Source organism: Mesobacillus sp. AQ2 (assembly GCF_030122805.1).
GTDB classification, from domain to species: domain Bacteria; phylum Bacillota; class Bacilli; order Bacillales; family Cytobacillaceae; genus Mesobacillus; species Mesobacillus oceanisediminis_A.
This window is the reverse complement of record NZ_CP126080.1, coordinates 4,017,887-4,033,891: the sequence shown is the minus strand read 5'-3', so window position 1 is coordinate 4,033,891 and position 16,005 is coordinate 4,017,887. Positions and strand designations below refer to the sequence as shown.

Below are 16,005 nucleotides of genomic sequence, written 5' to 3'. Positions count from 1 at the left end.
AGTCACTCCTTCAGGCATTAAGGTGGATCCTTTTAAAATCAGAATCCAAATAAACTGTAAGCTGACAGCCATGCACTGATTTTCTGCATCTGGCCTGACAGGACCAGAAAGCCCATGCCTACCATAATCATACCATTTACGAGTGCGAGCTTAGACAGATATTTATTGATCTTCTTGATTGCTTTTAATGAATAGGAAATGACGAAAGAAATGACCAGGAAAGGCACGGCCATTCCAAGAGAGTAAGAAGTCAGCAGGTACATTCCCTGATATAAAGTATCGGACGAGCTGGCCAGCAGCAAGATGGATGATAGTGCCAATCCTACACAAGGTGACCATCCGCTTGCAAACGCCATTCCTAGAAAGACAGAACCGAAAGCGCCCTTTGATTTTGTTTCAGAATGGACCTTTTTCTCCATCATCAGGAATTTAATATTCAGCAAACCTGCCATCTGCAATCCGAAAATGATGATCAGTAAACCGGCAATCTGCATGACGATTGTCCTGTAATTTGCGAAAACCTGTCCCAGGAATGATGCCGAAGCCCCCATGACAATAAAAATTATACTAAAACCGATGATAAATCCGAATGAACGGGTGAAAAGTGTTGCCCGGTCGACTGCGACCTTTGACCCCTCAATTTTGCCTCCTGTTAAATGAGTTATGTAAGCAGGGAGGAGAGGGAACACGCATGGTGAGAAAAATGATAAAATCCCGGCGGTAAAAGCAAAAAATAAACCGATATCTGACATATTTATATTCACTCCTTTTCTATAAACTATATTGGGTTGTCTTTGTTAAGGATTAATGAAGAAGAACTCCTTATTATACCCCTGTTGGTATATAACGTAATATATTGTATAATGACTGAGTGTGACTTTCAATTTTTTTCTCTCTCAAATGTAAACCAATTCATAATCCCGCTCGCTTGTTAGTATACTGTCTGGGTAAAAAAAATAAAACCCAGGAGAGCTCCCAGGTTTTATCCTTATGTTTTTTTATCTACACATTTAAACCCTGTGTGGTATAATGCCAATTAATGATTTAAATTTCTTCTAATCCCGAAATAAGTGAACAGTGATACGGTTGATAAAATGACCATCGACGCGATTTCAAATTTTACATCACGATAGCTAATTGAATCGTCTTTTGTGAAGTACATTAAACCAAAAATAAATACAGATAATACGATAACTGTAACGGCGATATCTAATTTCTTCATTTTATTCCCTCCAATCTATTAGTAAAGGGGTGCGATCATATTGAATCTTGAACATCTTAAGACATTCATAGCGGCTGCAAAATATGAAAGCTTCTCCCAGGCGGGGAAGATGCTGAACCTTTCGCAGCCTGCAGTCAGCCATCAAATCAGCCAGCTGGAGACCTACTACAATAAGCAGTTGTTCATAAGGGCCAACCGTAAAATAAGGCTGTCAGAGGCAGGCAAAACCCTGTATGAGCATGGCCAGCAGCTGCTGGCGTTAAATGATAAACTGGAAAGCCTGCTTGCTGAAGGGAATTCAAGCGAAACAATTAAAATTGGCTGCAGCAATACAATTGGTGAATGCCTTATATCCAAAATGATACAGGATATTATAAAATTGAACCCTGATATAGCGAGCCATCAAATCCAGGTCACAATCGGTACTTCGGTTGAAATAACCGATTTGCTTTATGCATCCGAAATTGACCTTGCTCTTGTTGAGGGACAAGCTGGACGCTATGATTTTATTTCCCATGAATTCTATGATGACCTGCTCGTTCTGGGCGTGTCCCCGCAGCTCAGAGTTAATCCGGAAAACCAGGATCCTGAAAGACTAGAAGAAATGACCTGGCTGATCCGCGAACCAGGCTGCGCTATGAGACAGGCTACGCTTGATTTATGGAGATGCCTGAACATCGACCCCAAGTCCGTCCTTGTTTATAACAGCAATACGCTCATCAAGGAAGGGGTGAAGAATGGTCTTGGCGTCGCAATTTTTTCCAAGCTGGCCATCTGTCCGGAGGTTCAATCCAGGCAGCTCATTGTCAGTCATTTTATAGACAGGGACCGTTCCCGTCCATTCTACCTGTTAAGGAAGGATAAACAGTTCAAGTCAAGTCTCCATGAAAGAGTATGGAACTTTATTAGAAATCTAGATGAAAATCCTAATGCTTCTTGTTAAAAGGGCATTAGGATTTTTCTTTTATTTTGGCTGTTTTCGTAAAGATTGTTGTTAAAATCTTAAAGCCGATTTTAACGTGCTATAAGCAATTTTGCAGTTCGTTTTTAAGTGTGCAAGCTCTTTTCTCATAATAAGCTTGAATTTTATAAAGAAAACTAGGTCATTCAATCCAACTTAGTAGTCAATAGCAACAAAGTTTGAGAAAAGAGCCTTTATTTTTTATTTTGTTCGGCTATCTCCAGTTCAAGCTCCGTTTGGATCTTAAGGGCCTTGTGTGCATCAGATGCAAGATAATCGATGATCTGCTGTCTTTGTTCATCTGTCATCTTTGCTCCATTACCAGCCATCCGGTCCACTACAGATGTCCACTGTTCGGCGCCTTTGCTTGAATTCTTCATGATTCGGCCGATATCATGGCACTGCAGGCATGTTCCGAGGAAAGCTTCCTCATTAACATCTTTTGGCTCAGGGAATACAAGGGTAGAAGCTTTTTTGATTCTGTTTGCTTCCTCCTCATTGCCTTTTTGATAAGCCAGAATCTGATCTTTTGGAACATTTGTTTTAAGTGCGATGCCGTTTGGATTCAACCCAACAGGAATTGTCTGTCTGAAATCCTTCTTTTTCGTTAAGTCAATTTTTGTGAGTGTTTTGTCGCCCCAGTTAGATCCAAACATCATGCTTCCGTCCGGGCTCCATGACAGCCAGTGAATATTCTGTACTCCCCAGATTTTCCTGACAATTTTGTAATTATCCTTTGGATCAAGGACTGTCAAGAAGCCAGCACCGTTTTGCGAAGTATACCAGTACCCGTCTGGACCAAGGTATGCAATGTTCGTACCGGCTCCAGTTTTTACTGTCTTGATGAACTTTAGCTTATCAGTATCAATGATTGAAATTGACCCATCATTACGATTGCCTGTAACCAGATCATGCGTATTGCCCATAAAGCTTAAGTTAACTGGTTTAGGGATATCTCCAAATTTCTTTAAAAGCTTTTCTGTTTTAGCGTCATAAACCGCAACTTCATTATCAGCAGTGTTGGCAACTGCAACATATTTTCCGTCATTTGACATATCAAGGCCGGAACCTGTCCCTTTGCCATAGTCTGTTTCTGTCCGTTCAAGATGTCTCATTTCCCCGGTATCAATATCGATAACAGTGATAAATGGTTCTGCCTGCAAGCTGACAAAGAGTTTTTTTCCATCAGGAGTGACGTTCAAATCCCTCGGCTTTTTACCGACGTTTTTAAACACCTTAACGAGTTTAGCTGTTTTTGCATCAATCATTCCGACTGCTTCTACACCATTCAATGAAGTGAAGGCGTATTTGCCGTCATGAGATAAGGTCATGTGCTGTGGCGCAGGAGGCTTTTCGAAGCCAGGGAAATCAATATTATGAGACTCTAAAGTTTCCATATTGATCGCTAAGACGCTAGTTCCATAACGCTGTGTCGCAAATGCCCAAGTCTGGTCCTTGTTCAAATGGATGTGGTGCGGTGTACCTGAGCTTTGGATATATTTTACCGGATTCCCCGTTTTGATGTCAGCAATGGCCACCCCATTACTAACTTCGTTCGCTGAGAGGATCCAGCCTTCTCCATCCCAGTCCTTATTGGAGTCTGCGTTTCCGTTCGGCTGGTCTTTCCACCAGTTAGAAGAATAGTCTTCATGGAGTGGAGGAAGTTCCTTGCTGTTTTTATCATCAAGTGATGTATCTTTAACTGCGGCCTCAGAACATGCGGTAAGTGAGACGGCCAGTAAAGCGAATGCAGATAGTTTTAAAATCTTATTCATATGAATTTTCACCTCGCTTTGAATTTTGATTAGAACCATCCAACAAGCAGGACTAGTACAAGGGCTGCTGTTGTACCCCATGTAATCCATACGCCAGGATGTGTAAGCCATTTTGTTTTATCATCCACACGTGAAATGCCCTGGGCAAGTCCGTATGGGCAGACTTTACAAAAAGAGTTTCTTGCCTTGTAAGATAATGCTGTATATAGAACAGCAGTAGAAGTGACAAGGAAGAAGTATTTATCCATTTTGAAGTTGACGAGTGACTCCCAGATTGTCATTGGGTTGTAGAAGTAACTCACAGTCGAGTAAGCCATGAAGATGCTGACAACCAAAGCGAGCAGAAATGTAACTGCTTTGCCTTTGTCACCTAACTTCGATTCGATTTTGTTCAAAAGCATGCTGAAGGTATTATGCGGGCATGCATACTGGCAAAAAGCCCTGTACACGATCATTGACAGTGCGAGGAAAGCCATCAGGAACAAGAATAAGAAAACGAAAAATAAATAGCCAGCTTCATAGGATAATTGGAAGCCGAACAAGAAAAGCTTTTCGTTGTCGATATCCATCCGGAAACCATTCCACAACGGCAATGTGAAAATAATGATAAAAAATGCCCATCTAGTTATTGTTTTACCCACGTAAATCCTCCTTTCCTTATCTGTAATCCTCTAAGTATTCATATACCTTGTCGATTTCTTTTTCTGTGTAAAGATGTCCGATTGCCGGCATCGTGTTGCGGCCTTTTTTGATGACATTTTTAATGTCCTCTTCCGACATCCTGTCTGTAACACCCTTTAAGTCAGGGGCAGCACCCGTAGCATGGCAATTCAGGCAAGTTCCAGTGAAAATAAGCTCTCCCTTGTTATCCTGTGGAGCCGCCGCAGGCTCGACTGCAAGCTTTCCAGGCATGAAGATCGCATACCCAATCGCCCAGATGGCCACAATATAAAATACAGCTACAAGGAGTTTCGGCACCTTGTTATGTTCAATTTTAATACCGGAGACAATATCCTCATGTTTGCTTTCATGTTGCTGATATTCTTTTTTCATGATTTACACCTGCCTTTTAAAGCTGTTATAGGAACTCATCGCCTTAAATCGCTGGGGTTCAAGGCGATGAGCAATTAATGAATTTTTAATTATTGTCCCTTGATTTTTGCTTCTTCCCGCTCTTTCTGGTACTCTTCCAATCTTTCTTCAGTTGGCTTGAGGCTCATCAAGTAAGCAACAAGGTCGTCCAGTTCCTGATTGGTTAGGTAATCGAAGGATGGCATGATAGAACCAGGGCTTGTTGATTGAGGATCAATCAAGTGCTGGCGCTGCCAGTCTTCGTTATATTTCAAGCCAACCCACATTAAATCCGGGCCAGTACGGTTAGAACCTAAAAGATGTGGTAAATCATATTTGTAGTCGCCGCCCTGGGATACTGGTCCAAGGTTTTGGTTCGTATCGGCAGGCAACGCCCTGACAAATTGTGTATGGCATGTTTGGCAGCCGTTCTGGATATAAACATCTCGTCCTCTTGCTTCAGCAGAATCCTCTGGATAGTTGCGGAGTTCACCGCTTGCAGTCGCAGAGTTGATTTCCTGGTCGAAGAGGGGAAGGATGACCGTTCCGGCTACGCCGAACATCCATAAAATCAATGCAACGATTAATACAGCTGATGGTTTACGTTCCAACGTGTTCCCTCCTCATTAAGCAGTAGCAGCTTGCTGCTGTGCTTGCTGTTTTTTCTCAAGTTTTGCAAGTTTAATAGTCTTATACATATTCCATGCAAGGAAGAACTGGGCTACATACATCATCGTTCCGCCAATTGCGCGGCCTTGTACGTACGGTTCCATCATCAAGACAGTTTGCAGGAATGGTACACCTTCGATCCAGGCGAATCCCTGGACGACACCTGCGATCCATAATGAGAATGCGAAGACAAGGAAACCGACAGTAGAGAACCAGAAGTGTGCTTCCATTGCTCTCTTGCTGAACATTTCGCGGCCAACGATTTTAGGCAGAATGTAATAGATAGCTGCGAACGATGTGAAAGAAAACGCGCCGAATGGTCCCATATGTGCATGCCCGACTGTCCAGTGCGTGAACTTAATGACTGAACTTACGGATGGAAGGGCTTGCAATGGCCCCTGAAGACATGCGAAAAGGTAGAAAATCGTACCGGCCATTGTGAAGCGAAGCGGTACGCTCGTCCTTGTCTGCGACCATGAACCTTTCATCGTACCCCAGAAGTTAGCCAATACGGCCCAAACCGGTATCAATAGAACGATTGAAGGAATGACACCTGCTTTTGAAATCCAGCTTGGAATTGGACCATTCATCAAATGGTGAGGACCATTCCAAACATAGAATGTAGCAATTGCCCAGAATCCAATCATGGAAAGCTGGTGACTGTATAAAGGACGTCCTGTCAGTTTAGGAAGCAGGTAGTAAATCTGTCCGACACCGACTGTCGTCATCCAGAGACCGATTGCGTTATGTCCCAGGAACCAGCCCATCAAACCTTGCTGGACGCCACTTGGAATCCATTGTGCCGGGAAGTTTCCGACAATCCATGTCAATGGCAGCCACAGCAATGAGCCGAGGAAGTACCAAAGGCTGACGTAAAGCATTTTCTCTGTTCTTTGTCCAACCGTCTTGAAAAGGTTATAAGCAACTAGCCCGATTGCGACAAGGAGCTGAACGTCAACCCATAGCGGGAATTCGCCGTACTCGATGACCGATGTCTGTCCGAATAGCAATGCGAAGAAACCTTCTAAAATGACAATGTTATAAAATACTAGTGCGAAGTTTCCCAGCTTTTCGCTGTAAACCTTTGTTTTTGCAAGCTTTGGAATCATGTAGAACATTGATCCTACATATGCCATAGATAACCAAGCATAGATGACGAGCATTACATGCGCAGAGCGAACATGCCCGTATGTTGTCCAGCGATTGTTCAACAATTCTGGCCAGATTTGTTTTGTTGCAGTAAGAAGTCCCATACTCATGCCGATGATGATCCAAAAAACAGCAGCGATGAACCAATTCTTGGAAGAACTCCATTTTTCGTCTGTAAACATTTTGACACTCCCTTGTTCATAAAATAACCACAAATATTTCACATTTTCTTCACAATCTGCTATGTTACATGATACATCTCAACAAGAAATAAAGTTATTCAACTTTTTTATAGTGTTATCCAATTGTTTTATACTTGCTAACTAACTGGTAAAATCACAGCGTTTTTTAACAATTATGGCAAAAAAAAACAGAACGAATTTATTCGCTCTGTTTGGGAAGTTTTAGTTTTGTTCTTCTTTTTTATTATTCTTTTTACGAAGTGTATCAAGGATGAAGATAATCAGGATGGGCACTCCGATGTAATAGAAGAAATCGAAGAAAAAGCCAAGGGATTGATGGTCCATTTTTGTACCTCCTTCATTATTTGACCACATTGTAATCCGATAGATTTTTTTTTACAACCCCTTAAATATACTCTGGACGGTTTATGGAATTTCTGTTAGAGTAATTCGATAGTGATGATGATTTTAAAAAAGGGGGTGTAGGAATGGCACCGGGAGCATGGATTTTACTAATCGTCATGTTCGCATTCACCGCTTCAGCAGGAATCATCTGGGCATGGAGCAAGAAAAACGGACTTTACGATGAAAGTGTTAAATATAGAATGCTTGACGAAGACTAAAAAGCCAGGATCACAATCTTTACAATCTGCTAATTGAAAGATTCTTCACACCGGGCTTTGGTTTTATTTATTTTCCGCATAAATTCCTTCTGATGAACTCACAATCCTTTTCATTTTATACCAGTAAACTAACTTATCTTTATATCAGGAAACTACTTTCTTCTATTAAATAGAAATAATCGGCACAATGAGCTTTTACTTTGTTTTTTCAATATAATCATAGAAACATTAATCAACTTTTGCTGAGTCGTGCATAAGATGAATGTATCCGTGTTGAGAACGGCCATAATTTGCTTGAAGCATTCCTAAAAGAAAAAAAGTCATAAAAAATTCATAATTACGGTTGACAATGGGATGAATCTTTTATATTATATACCCTGTGAGGTATTTAACAACGTTATCACGTTAGAAAACATATTTTATTTTTTGCCGTTTAAAATACCCATTACCGTAATTAAAGAGAGGGAGTTAGATAATGGGAGAACAGAAAAAAACGACAATCATTTTATTCAGTGGAGATTATGACAAAGTCATGGCTGCTTATATCATTGCCAATGGTGCAGCTGCTTATGATCATGAAGTGACAATTTTCCACACTTTCTGGGGATTGAACGCACTGCGTAAAGATGAGCCGATCCAGGCTGACAAAGGTTTCATTGAAAAGATGTTTGCCAAGATGATGCCAAGAGGTGCGAACAAATTGGGATTGTCAAAAATGAACTATGCAGGCTTTGGCCCTAAGATGATTAAGGATGTCATGAAGAAGCATAATGCAATGCCGCTTCCAGACTTGATTGATATGGCTAAAGAACAGGATGTAAAACTTGTTGCCTGCCAGATGACAGTAGACTTATTTGGTCTAAAACAAGAGGAAATCATGGAAGGTGTCGAATTTGCTGGTGTAGCAGCGTATCTGGCTGATGCTGAAAACGGCAACGTCAACCTGTTCATCTAATAGATATTATTAATTGGAGGTCGACAAATGGAAACTGTTAAGACAAATGCTACAGTCGATGCAAAAGGGCTTGCATGCCCAATGCCGATTGTCAGAACGAAAAAAGCAATCAACAATTTGAATCCGGGCGAGGTTTTAGAAGTGCTCGCAACGGATAAAGGTTCAAGGGCAGATATCCAGGCATGGTCTAAAAGCTCTGGCAACCAATACCTTGGAACAATTGAAGAAGGCGATGTTCTAAAGCACTACATCCGCAAAGGCGGTTCAGGTGAAGAACAGGAAGAAACAAAATTCGAGAACATTGTTTCCAACGAAGATGTTCTTAAGAAGCTGGAAGCAAACGAAGATGTTCTTGTACTGGATGTTAGGGAACCAGCTGAATATGCATTTGGACATATTCCAAATGCGGTCTCAGTTCCTTTCGGGGATCTTGAAAACCGGATGGGAGAACTTGATAAATCCAAAACAATCCTTGTAGTTTGCCGCACAGGCAACAGAAGTGATATGGCATCCCAGGCACTAGCTAGCAATGGCTTCAAGAAAGTTTGGAATGTTGTACCAGGCATGTCCGAATGGAACGGGCCAACTGAAACGAAAGTTAATTAATTTTTTTAGAAAAATTCATACCCAGGGAGGTAAAGTACACTATGAAAGCAATGACGTCTAAAGAAGTAACAAAAAAAGTATTCAATAAAGAACCTTTATTTATCCTTGATGTCCGTAACGAGAGCGACTTCAATGATTGGAAAATCGAAGGCGAAAACTTCGAACATTTGAACATCCCTTACTTCGACCTTCTGGATGGAGTAGAAGAAATACTTGATCAGGTGCCAACTGACAAAGAAGTGCTTGTTGTCTGTGCAAAAGAGGGATCTTCTGTAATGGTCGCTGAAATGCTTGACGAGGCTGGCCGCGAAGTTTCATATCTTCAAGGCGGAATGAAAGCATGGAGTGAACACCTTGAGCCAGTTAAGGTTGGAGAGCTTAAAGATGGCGGATCCATGTACCAGTTCGTCCGCATCGGAAAAGGCTGCCTTTCTTACGCGGTCGTTTCAAACGGGGAAGCTGCTTTGATCGACGCAACAAGAATGACAGATGTATATCTTGATTTCGCTAAAGAGCTTGGCGTTGAAATCAAGCATGTATTCGATACACATCTGCACGCAGACCACATTTCTGGCGGCAGAAAAATTGCCGAAGCAACAGGTGCAACATACTGGCTGCCTCCAAAAGATGCTGATGAAGTAACATTCAACTACCAGCCTCTAGAAGATGGCAATAACGTTAAAATCGGTGAAACAAACATCGACATCAACGCTCTTTACACACCTGGCCACACAATTGGTTCCACTTCATTCGTGGTAGATGAAAAATATCTTCTGTCAGGGGATATACTATTCATTGACTCAATTGGTCGTCCGGACTTAGCTGGTAAAGCAGAAGACTGGGTAGCAGATTTAAGAAACTCACTATACAATCGCTACAAGCAGCTTTCTGATGACCTGGTTGTTCTTCCAGCACACTTCATGATCATCGAAGAGCTGAACGAAGATGGCAGTGTATCTGAAAAATTAGGTACTCTTTTCGCGAAAAACCATGGCTTGAACATCGAAGACGAAGCGGAATTCCGCAGACTTGTAACGGAGAACCTGCCACCGCAGCCAAATGCATACCAGGAAATCCGTGAAACAAATATGGGCAAAATCAACCCAGACGATGAGAAACAAAGAGAAATGGAAATCGGACCAAACCGCTGTGCGGTAAGATAAATCTGGCAAGGGGGCTTTGCTCCCCGGCCAGTATTGAAAAATACAACTTTCTAAACAACCAAGGAGGATTTTAACATGAACGTAGCAAAAGTATTAGACGCAAAAGGACTTGCATGTCCAATGCCAATCGTAAAAACAAAGAAGGCCATCACTGACCTTCAATCCGGAGACGTACTCGAAATCCATACAACTGATAAAGGCGCTGTAAAAGATCTAGCAGCTTGGGCACAATCAACTGGAAACGAACTACTGAAGCATGAAGAAGAAAACGGTGTGTTCAAGTTCTGGATGAAGAAGGCCTAATTGAACGAAGGGGGAGCTTGTCTCCCTTTTCTTTTGGTTATAAAAAGGTTATTTTTCGCGACTAACCTATTACAGAAGCATTAAATACGAAACAATGATTCAAATTAAGGAGGAAGCCTGATGGATTTATCATTTTTTATCGTCATATTTTTAATTGGCTTTATCGGTTCTTATATTTCCGGGATGGTTGGAATTGGCGGTTCAATCATTAAATACCCAATGCTATTATACATTCCGCCATTGTTTGGTCTTGCCGCATTCAGCGCACATGAGGTTTCAGGGATCAGTGCTGTCCAGGTTTTCTTCGCGACCATCGGCGGTGTCTGGGCTTACCGTAAAGGCGGATATCTGAACAAAACATTGATCATTTACATGGGCGCATCGATCCTGGTTGGTTCCTTAATCGGAAGTTACGGTTCCCGCTTCATGTCAGAAGGCGGCATCAACCTTGTATACGGTATTCTTGCTTTGATTGCAGCAGTCATGATGTTCATCCCTAAGAAAAACGTCGATGACATCCCGCTTGATCAGGTAACATTCAACAAATGGCTTGCCGCATTTTTCGCCCTGATCGTCGGAATTGGCGCCGGTATCGTCGGCGCAGCTGGAGCATTCCTGCTAGTGCCAATCATGCTCGTCGTCCTGAAAATACCAACAAGGATGACCATCGCCACTTCACTGGCAATCACATTCATTTCATCAATCGGTTCAACAGTAGGTAAGATTGCCACTGGCCAAGTAGATTTCTGGCCGGCACTCATCATGGTTGTAGCAAGTCTGATCGCTTCACCGCTGGGAGCAACCGCTGGTAAAAAAGTAAACACAAAAGTTCTTCAATACATCCTTGCAGTACTGATCCTAGGTACAGCAATCAAAATCTGGATGGATATTCTTTAGAATTCATGTATGGAAAAGACTTCGCCCCCGGCGAAGTCTTTTTGTTGTGTGTTTGGATGGTTATTTTGACAGGTCTCAAGAGTGGAGGCTCGAAGCTGTCAAGAAACCTTCGTTATTTTGACAGGTTTTGAGAGGGGAAGCTCAAAGTTGTCAAGAAACCTTCGTTATTTTGACAGGTTTTGAGAGGGGAAGCTAGAAGTTGTCAAGAAAGCGTGTTAATTTTGACAGGTTTCAAGAGTGGGGGCTCGAAGTTGTCAAGAAAGCGTGTTTATTCTGACAGGTTTCACGAGGGGAGGCTCGAAGCTGTCAAGAAACCATCGTTATTTTGACAGGTTTTAAGAGGGGAAGCTAGAAGTTGTCAAGAAAGCGTGTTAATTTTGACAGGTTTCAAGAGTGGGGACTCGAAGTTGTCAAGAAAGCGTGTTTATTCTGACAGGTTTCACGTGGAGAGACTCTAAGTTGTCAAGAAACCATCGTTATTTTGACAGGTTTTAAGAGTGGAGGCTCGAAGCTGTCAAGAACCCTTCGTTATTTTGACAGGTTTTAAGAGTGGAGGCTCGAAGCTGTCAAGAACCCTTCGTTATTTTGACAGGTTTTAAGTGGGGAGGCTCGAAGCTGTCAAGAACCCATCGTTATTTTGACAGGTTTTGAGAGGGGAAGCTCAAAGTTGTCAAGAAAGCGTGTTAATTTTGACAGGTTTCACGTGGGGAGGCTCGAAGTTGTCAAGAAATCGTGTTTATTCTGACAGGTTTCAAGAGTGGAGGCTCGAAGCTGTCAAGAAACCATCGTTATTTTGACAGTTTTTAAGAGGGGAAGCTAGAAGTTGTCAAGAAAGCGTGTTAATCTTGACAGGTTTCAAGAGTGGGGGCTCGAAGTTGTCAAGAAACCATTGTTACTTTGACAGGTTTTAAGAGGGAAGGCACAAAGCTGTCAAGAACCCTGTTGTAATTTGATAGCTTTCGGAGAGAAAAGAAAAGAGTCATAATAGAAAAACGATAAGAAGCTCTCTTAGCCAGATTTTTTCTGAATATTATTAATGGATTATTATGGAAGAATAATAATGACTTATATGGTGGATCTGGAAATTAAGCCTTTCGGCACATCGGAAAACCTATCAAATAAGCCGTTATCCCTATTTAGAATATACTGAATATTTTATATTATTTAGGAAATAGAAACATTCTGATAGGGAGTGAGTGAATTGTTAAAGGTCCTTTCAACTTCGGCGTTATCCCTTGCTTTGGCAGGAAGCGCAGTTTTTGCGGGAGTCAGTGCAAATGATTCCGCGGTTAAGCCGCAAAGTAAATATGAACTAAGTCTTGCTCACCATGTAGGTGCAGCTCCTGAGCTTGTTGATAGAGCTAAGGAATTAGGGATTGATATTTCCAAGGTTGATCCTGCAGAGAAAATTGCCCAGACTGGAGCAAAGTTCCAGCAGCCTGGTGACAATCATGTTGCATATAAGGAAGCAACTGGTGATATCCCGGTACTGGTTATTTTGGCTAAGTACAAAGATGGAGATGAGCCGGTTGGCGATATGAAGGGTCAAGTCCCAGCTCATTACTATGAAGATTTAATTTTTGGAAGCGAATATAATCCTTATGAGCTGCCGCAATTCCAAAAGTATGATGGCCCAGATGTTCCAAAAGACCGTACGATGCAAAATGCTTACAAGGAATCAAGTTACGGAAAAACCAACCTTATCCGCAAAGAGAACACTGAATTTGTATGGGTTGAGCTGCCAAGGGGAGCTTCTTACTATCTTGACCAGGAAGGCACATACGCTGAAGGCGGAGTGTACAAGCTTGGAAACGTAAACGGTGACGCTCATACTGGCGAATTCATTCGTGACCTGTTAAAAGCAGCAGATGATCAAGTGGATTTCTCTAAATACGCTAATGAAGATGGCGAAGTTCCAAATGTATTCGTCGTCCATGAAGGTACTGGCGCTGAATACAGCCGTGACCCGGCGCAATTCTGGTCTCATAAGTGGAGCTTGCTAAGTGCATTGTACTATGGAAAGTATTATGAAACTGGCAAGACTGCACCTCAGTACGAAGGAATCAGCCAGGGAGCATGGATTGACAGAACAGTCAAAGAAGACATGACCTACGATGGAGTAGTCGTTAACAACTACAACATCCAGCCAGGTATCGGCGGTAACGTAGCTGGTTTCGATGCTGCGACTAACACGTATAAAGAAGAATCGAAAACAGGACCATTCCCAGTACAAACTGGTGTTTATGCTCACGAATTTGGACATGCTTTAGGATTGCCTGATTTCTACGACACACTTTACTCATCAGAAGGTGTAGGAAACTATTCCATGATGGCAGGCGGCTCATGGATGCGCTATCCGAATAAAGCTGAGTACGGCGGCAACTCACCAACACACTTCGATCCATTCTCAAAGGTTTTCCTAGGATGGGCAAATCCAATCGAAGTCAAGCCAGGTGAAGTAAGAGAAATAACATTGCCTGCAGCAAACAAAGCTAAGGCAGACAACGGAATCGTGAAAATGGAAGTTCCGGGTTCAAATGGCACTGAATACTTCCTGTTTGAAAACATGCAACAGGATGGTTTTAACAAAGGTATGATCCGTCAGGGTGAAAACGCCCATGGTCTAGTTGCATGGCATGTGGATGAAAATGTCATTAACTTATACCAGACAGCTGGGTTCCGTCCGAATAATGTTGAAAACTGGATGAACAAGCGCTTCCAGTACAACCAGTCACAGACGGCAAGCAATGGCGATGTGGTAACGCACTATGGATTATCCGTCCTTCAGGCAGATGGTTTGTATAACCTTGAGAAGAACATGAATCGCGGCGATGCTGGTGACTTCTTCAAGACTGGCAGCAAGATCACTCCTGTTTCTGGAAATGTACACTCTGGTTCTTACTACTTCTGGAAAGGCTTAAGTGATACACCTGCTGATTCTGGAATCCACGTGACGAACATCAAGGAAAACAAAGATGGATCAATCACGGCTAAATTTTTCTATAACTTTAATTCAAGCGTGAAATAAGGCTGAAAAAACCTGAGCAAGGAGTGATCCCTGCTCAGGTTTTTTTAATGACCGGTACAAAAATATTCAGATGTCCTGGAAGAACTTTTGCACTGAATGGAAGCGGCTCGCCTTCTTCTCCGTCGATGTTGACCACATGAGGTTTGTTGGAGGATACATTCAGATAGGAGGTGCGTATATATTCGACCTCCTTGCTTTCTTCCAATTCTCCTCTCAAAAGTGAAGGGATTAGGGTTGCAATTTTTGGGATGGATAACTTTTTTATGATAAAAGTGTGGAATTTACCATCATTCACGTCTGCCTCAGGGGCAAGTGCCTCAAATCCGCCAACAGAATTTGTGAGGGCAGTAAGCAAAAGGAAAGTCTCGCCTTCCCATTTCCCTCCTTCGTGTTCAACACTAATTTTAATAGCTTCGCCATTCAGGAAGGATTTTGTACCTTCCATAAAATAAGCCAGTGGGCCAAGTTTGGTTTTTTGCTCGGCGCTTACGTTGTAAGATGCTTCTGCGATCGCCCCAACTGCAAGAACATTGGCAAAATAAGACTCATTGACCTTTCCGACATCAACAGGACGAAGATATTGCTCTTCTAAAATAGAGATGGCCTCATAAGGTTCCAGCGGAATATTGAGTGCCCTGGCAAAATCATTGACTGTCCCAAGCGGTATTATGCCGAGAGCGGGCCGGTGTGCCTGTTCGGCCAGTCCATTGATGGCCTCATTGATGGTTCCGTCACCGCCCATAGCGATGACCGCATCATATAAAGCAACGCATGCTTCGGTGGCAAATGCAGCGGCATCTCCCTCTTTTTCCGTTCTTCTGATCTCTATGTCCTCATAATTGTTTCGCAATGTTTCTTCAATTTTTTCTGCATAATCATTCGCTTTTTCTTTACCTGAAGAAGGATTCACTATAACCATCGCTTTCATCCGCAACAACCTCCAAACTGTTTTGACTTATTATTTACCTTTAATTCCCCGGCTATAAACCGCGTACAGGTGTGGAGAAAGGTGTTAATGAGTTAACAGAAGTGTAAAACAAAGAAAAACAGCGATTCAGTGAGAAAGTCCTTGATTTCATGTCATTATTGGGAAGAAATGAATAAAATAAGTCATTTTTGCGTTCCTTTTCATGTTTACAACCGAAATCCGGAGGAGTATGATTACAACAGTTTCAGATTTCTGGAACAAAAAACTGAATGAGTTTCATATTTCTAAATCGCTGAATCCGGCAGGAGCGGGGGAACCAATATTGTGGATGCGTCCACTTGGGGTGAAGCCTTTTCAAAAGGCAGGGCTATTCTGAGTCCTAATCCGACAGCTAACTTCGCAAGCGTTACAGAAGAGGAAGATGAAGCTTGTGTGACGACTATTCAAAAGTCCACAAGGCTGAAATCTTTTAG

At 42.2% G+C, this 16,005-nt stretch carries 17 protein-coding genes and 1 riboswitch; of the genes, 8 read left to right on the top strand and 9 right to left on the bottom strand.

The window, feature by feature from the left end; genetic code table 11:
• Positions 1 to 38: 38 nt before the first annotated feature.
• On the bottom strand, positions 39 to 752 hold the full coding sequence (locus QNH36_RS20300) for a cytochrome c biogenesis CcdA family protein (protein ID WP_251544461.1): 714 nt from the start codon (positions 750 to 752) through the stop codon (positions 39 to 41).
• 284 nt (positions 753 to 1,036) lie between these two features.
• On the bottom strand, positions 1,037 to 1,222 hold the full coding sequence (locus QNH36_RS20295; protein ID WP_283904073.1) for a hypothetical protein: 186 nt from the start codon (positions 1,220 to 1,222) through the stop codon (positions 1,037 to 1,039).
• Between the two features lie 40 nt (positions 1,223 to 1,262).
• Here QNH36_RS20295 and QNH36_RS20290 point away from each other — a divergent pair, with 40 nt between their 5' ends.
• Positions 1,263 to 2,165, top strand: coding sequence for a LysR family transcriptional regulator (locus QNH36_RS20290; RefSeq protein WP_283904072.1), 903 nt, complete (start codon positions 1,263 to 1,265; stop codon positions 2,163 to 2,165).
• Positions 2,166 to 2,377: 212 nt separating this feature from the next.
• Here the strand turns inward: QNH36_RS20290 and QNH36_RS20285 are convergent, their stop codons facing one another.
• From QNH36_RS20285 to QNH36_RS20260, 6 genes are all read right to left on the bottom strand, one after another.
• Positions 2,378 to 3,958: a beta-propeller fold lactonase family protein gene (locus QNH36_RS20285; protein WP_186326805.1), complete on the bottom strand. Its 1,581-nt coding sequence runs from the start codon at positions 3,956 to 3,958 to the stop codon at positions 2,378 to 2,380.
• Between the two features lie 29 nt (positions 3,959 to 3,987).
• Positions 3,988 to 4,599, bottom strand: coding sequence for a 4Fe-4S binding protein (locus QNH36_RS20280; protein ID WP_144478671.1), 612 nt, complete (start codon positions 4,597 to 4,599; stop codon positions 3,988 to 3,990).
• A 16-nt stretch (positions 4,600 to 4,615) separates the two neighbouring features.
• Positions 4,616 to 5,011 carry a c-type cytochrome gene (locus QNH36_RS20275; protein ID WP_283904071.1) on the bottom strand — a complete coding sequence of 132 codons (396 nt, stop codon included), beginning with the start codon at positions 5,009 to 5,011 and terminating at the stop codon, positions 4,616 to 4,618.
• Positions 5,012 to 5,100: 89 nt separating this feature from the next.
• The gene (locus QNH36_RS20270) at positions 5,101 to 5,640 is read right to left on the bottom strand and encodes a cbb3-type cytochrome c oxidase subunit II (RefSeq protein WP_144478675.1); all 540 of its coding nucleotides are present in this window, start codon (positions 5,638 to 5,640) and stop codon (positions 5,101 to 5,103) included.
• Positions 5,641 to 5,655: 15 nt separating this feature from the next.
• Positions 5,656 to 7,029 carry a cbb3-type cytochrome c oxidase subunit I gene (locus tag QNH36_RS20265; protein ID WP_144478677.1) on the bottom strand — a complete coding sequence of 458 codons (1,374 nt, stop codon included), beginning with the start codon at positions 7,027 to 7,029 and terminating at the stop codon, positions 5,656 to 5,658.
• Between the two features lie 222 nt (positions 7,030 to 7,251).
• Positions 7,252 to 7,374 (bottom strand): hypothetical protein, encoded by a 123-nt coding sequence (locus tag QNH36_RS20260; RefSeq protein ID WP_260983615.1) that lies wholly within the window; start codon positions 7,372 to 7,374, stop codon positions 7,252 to 7,254.
• Between the two features lie 143 nt (positions 7,375 to 7,517).
• On the opposite strand from QNH36_RS20260, the gene QNH36_RS20255 reads away from it, so the two are divergent.
• The 7 genes from QNH36_RS20255 (at position 7,518) to QNH36_RS20225 (ending at position 14,604) form a co-directional block, all read left to right on the top strand.
• Positions 7,518 to 7,652, top strand: coding sequence for a hypothetical protein (locus tag QNH36_RS20255; protein WP_260983616.1), 135 nt, complete (start codon positions 7,518 to 7,520; stop codon positions 7,650 to 7,652).
• A gap of 475 nt (positions 7,653 to 8,127) precedes the next feature.
• Positions 8,128 to 8,607: a DsrE/DsrF/DrsH-like family protein gene (locus tag QNH36_RS20250; protein ID WP_144478679.1), complete on the top strand. Its 480-nt coding sequence runs from the start codon at positions 8,128 to 8,130 to the stop codon at positions 8,605 to 8,607.
• 27 nt (positions 8,608 to 8,634) lie between these two features.
• Positions 8,635 to 9,213 carry a sulfurtransferase TusA family protein gene (locus QNH36_RS20245; protein WP_144478681.1) on the top strand — a complete coding sequence of 193 codons (579 nt, stop codon included), beginning with the start codon at positions 8,635 to 8,637 and terminating at the stop codon, positions 9,211 to 9,213.
• 41 nt (positions 9,214 to 9,254) lie between these two features.
• Positions 9,255 to 10,376 (top strand): MBL fold metallo-hydrolase, encoded by a 1,122-nt coding sequence (locus QNH36_RS20240; protein WP_144478683.1) that lies wholly within the window; start codon positions 9,255 to 9,257, stop codon positions 10,374 to 10,376.
• Between the two features lie 75 nt (positions 10,377 to 10,451).
• Positions 10,452 to 10,679 (top strand): sulfurtransferase TusA family protein, encoded by a 228-nt coding sequence (locus tag QNH36_RS20235; RefSeq protein WP_144478685.1) that lies wholly within the window; start codon positions 10,452 to 10,454, stop codon positions 10,677 to 10,679.
• Positions 10,680 to 10,799: 120 nt separating this feature from the next.
• Positions 10,800 to 11,576: a sulfite exporter TauE/SafE family protein gene (locus QNH36_RS20230; RefSeq protein ID WP_144478687.1), complete on the top strand. Its 777-nt coding sequence runs from the start codon at positions 10,800 to 10,802 to the stop codon at positions 11,574 to 11,576.
• Between the two features lie 1,201 nt (positions 11,577 to 12,777).
• Positions 12,778 to 14,604 (top strand): M6 family metalloprotease domain-containing protein, encoded by a 1,827-nt coding sequence (locus QNH36_RS20225; RefSeq protein WP_283904070.1) that lies wholly within the window; start codon positions 12,778 to 12,780, stop codon positions 14,602 to 14,604.
• A 34-nt stretch (positions 14,605 to 14,638) separates the two neighbouring features.
• On the opposite strand, the gene QNH36_RS20220 is transcribed toward QNH36_RS20225, so the two are convergent.
• A complete protein-coding gene (locus QNH36_RS20220) occupies positions 14,639 to 15,532 on the bottom strand; it encodes a diacylglycerol/lipid kinase family protein (protein ID WP_283904069.1) in 894 nt (297 codons plus the stop codon).
• A 280-nt stretch (positions 15,533 to 15,812) separates the two neighbouring features.
• Positions 15,813 to 15,954: riboswitch (cyclic di-AMP (ydaO/yuaA leader) on the top strand.
• Positions 15,955 to 16,005: the final 51 nt, after the last annotated feature.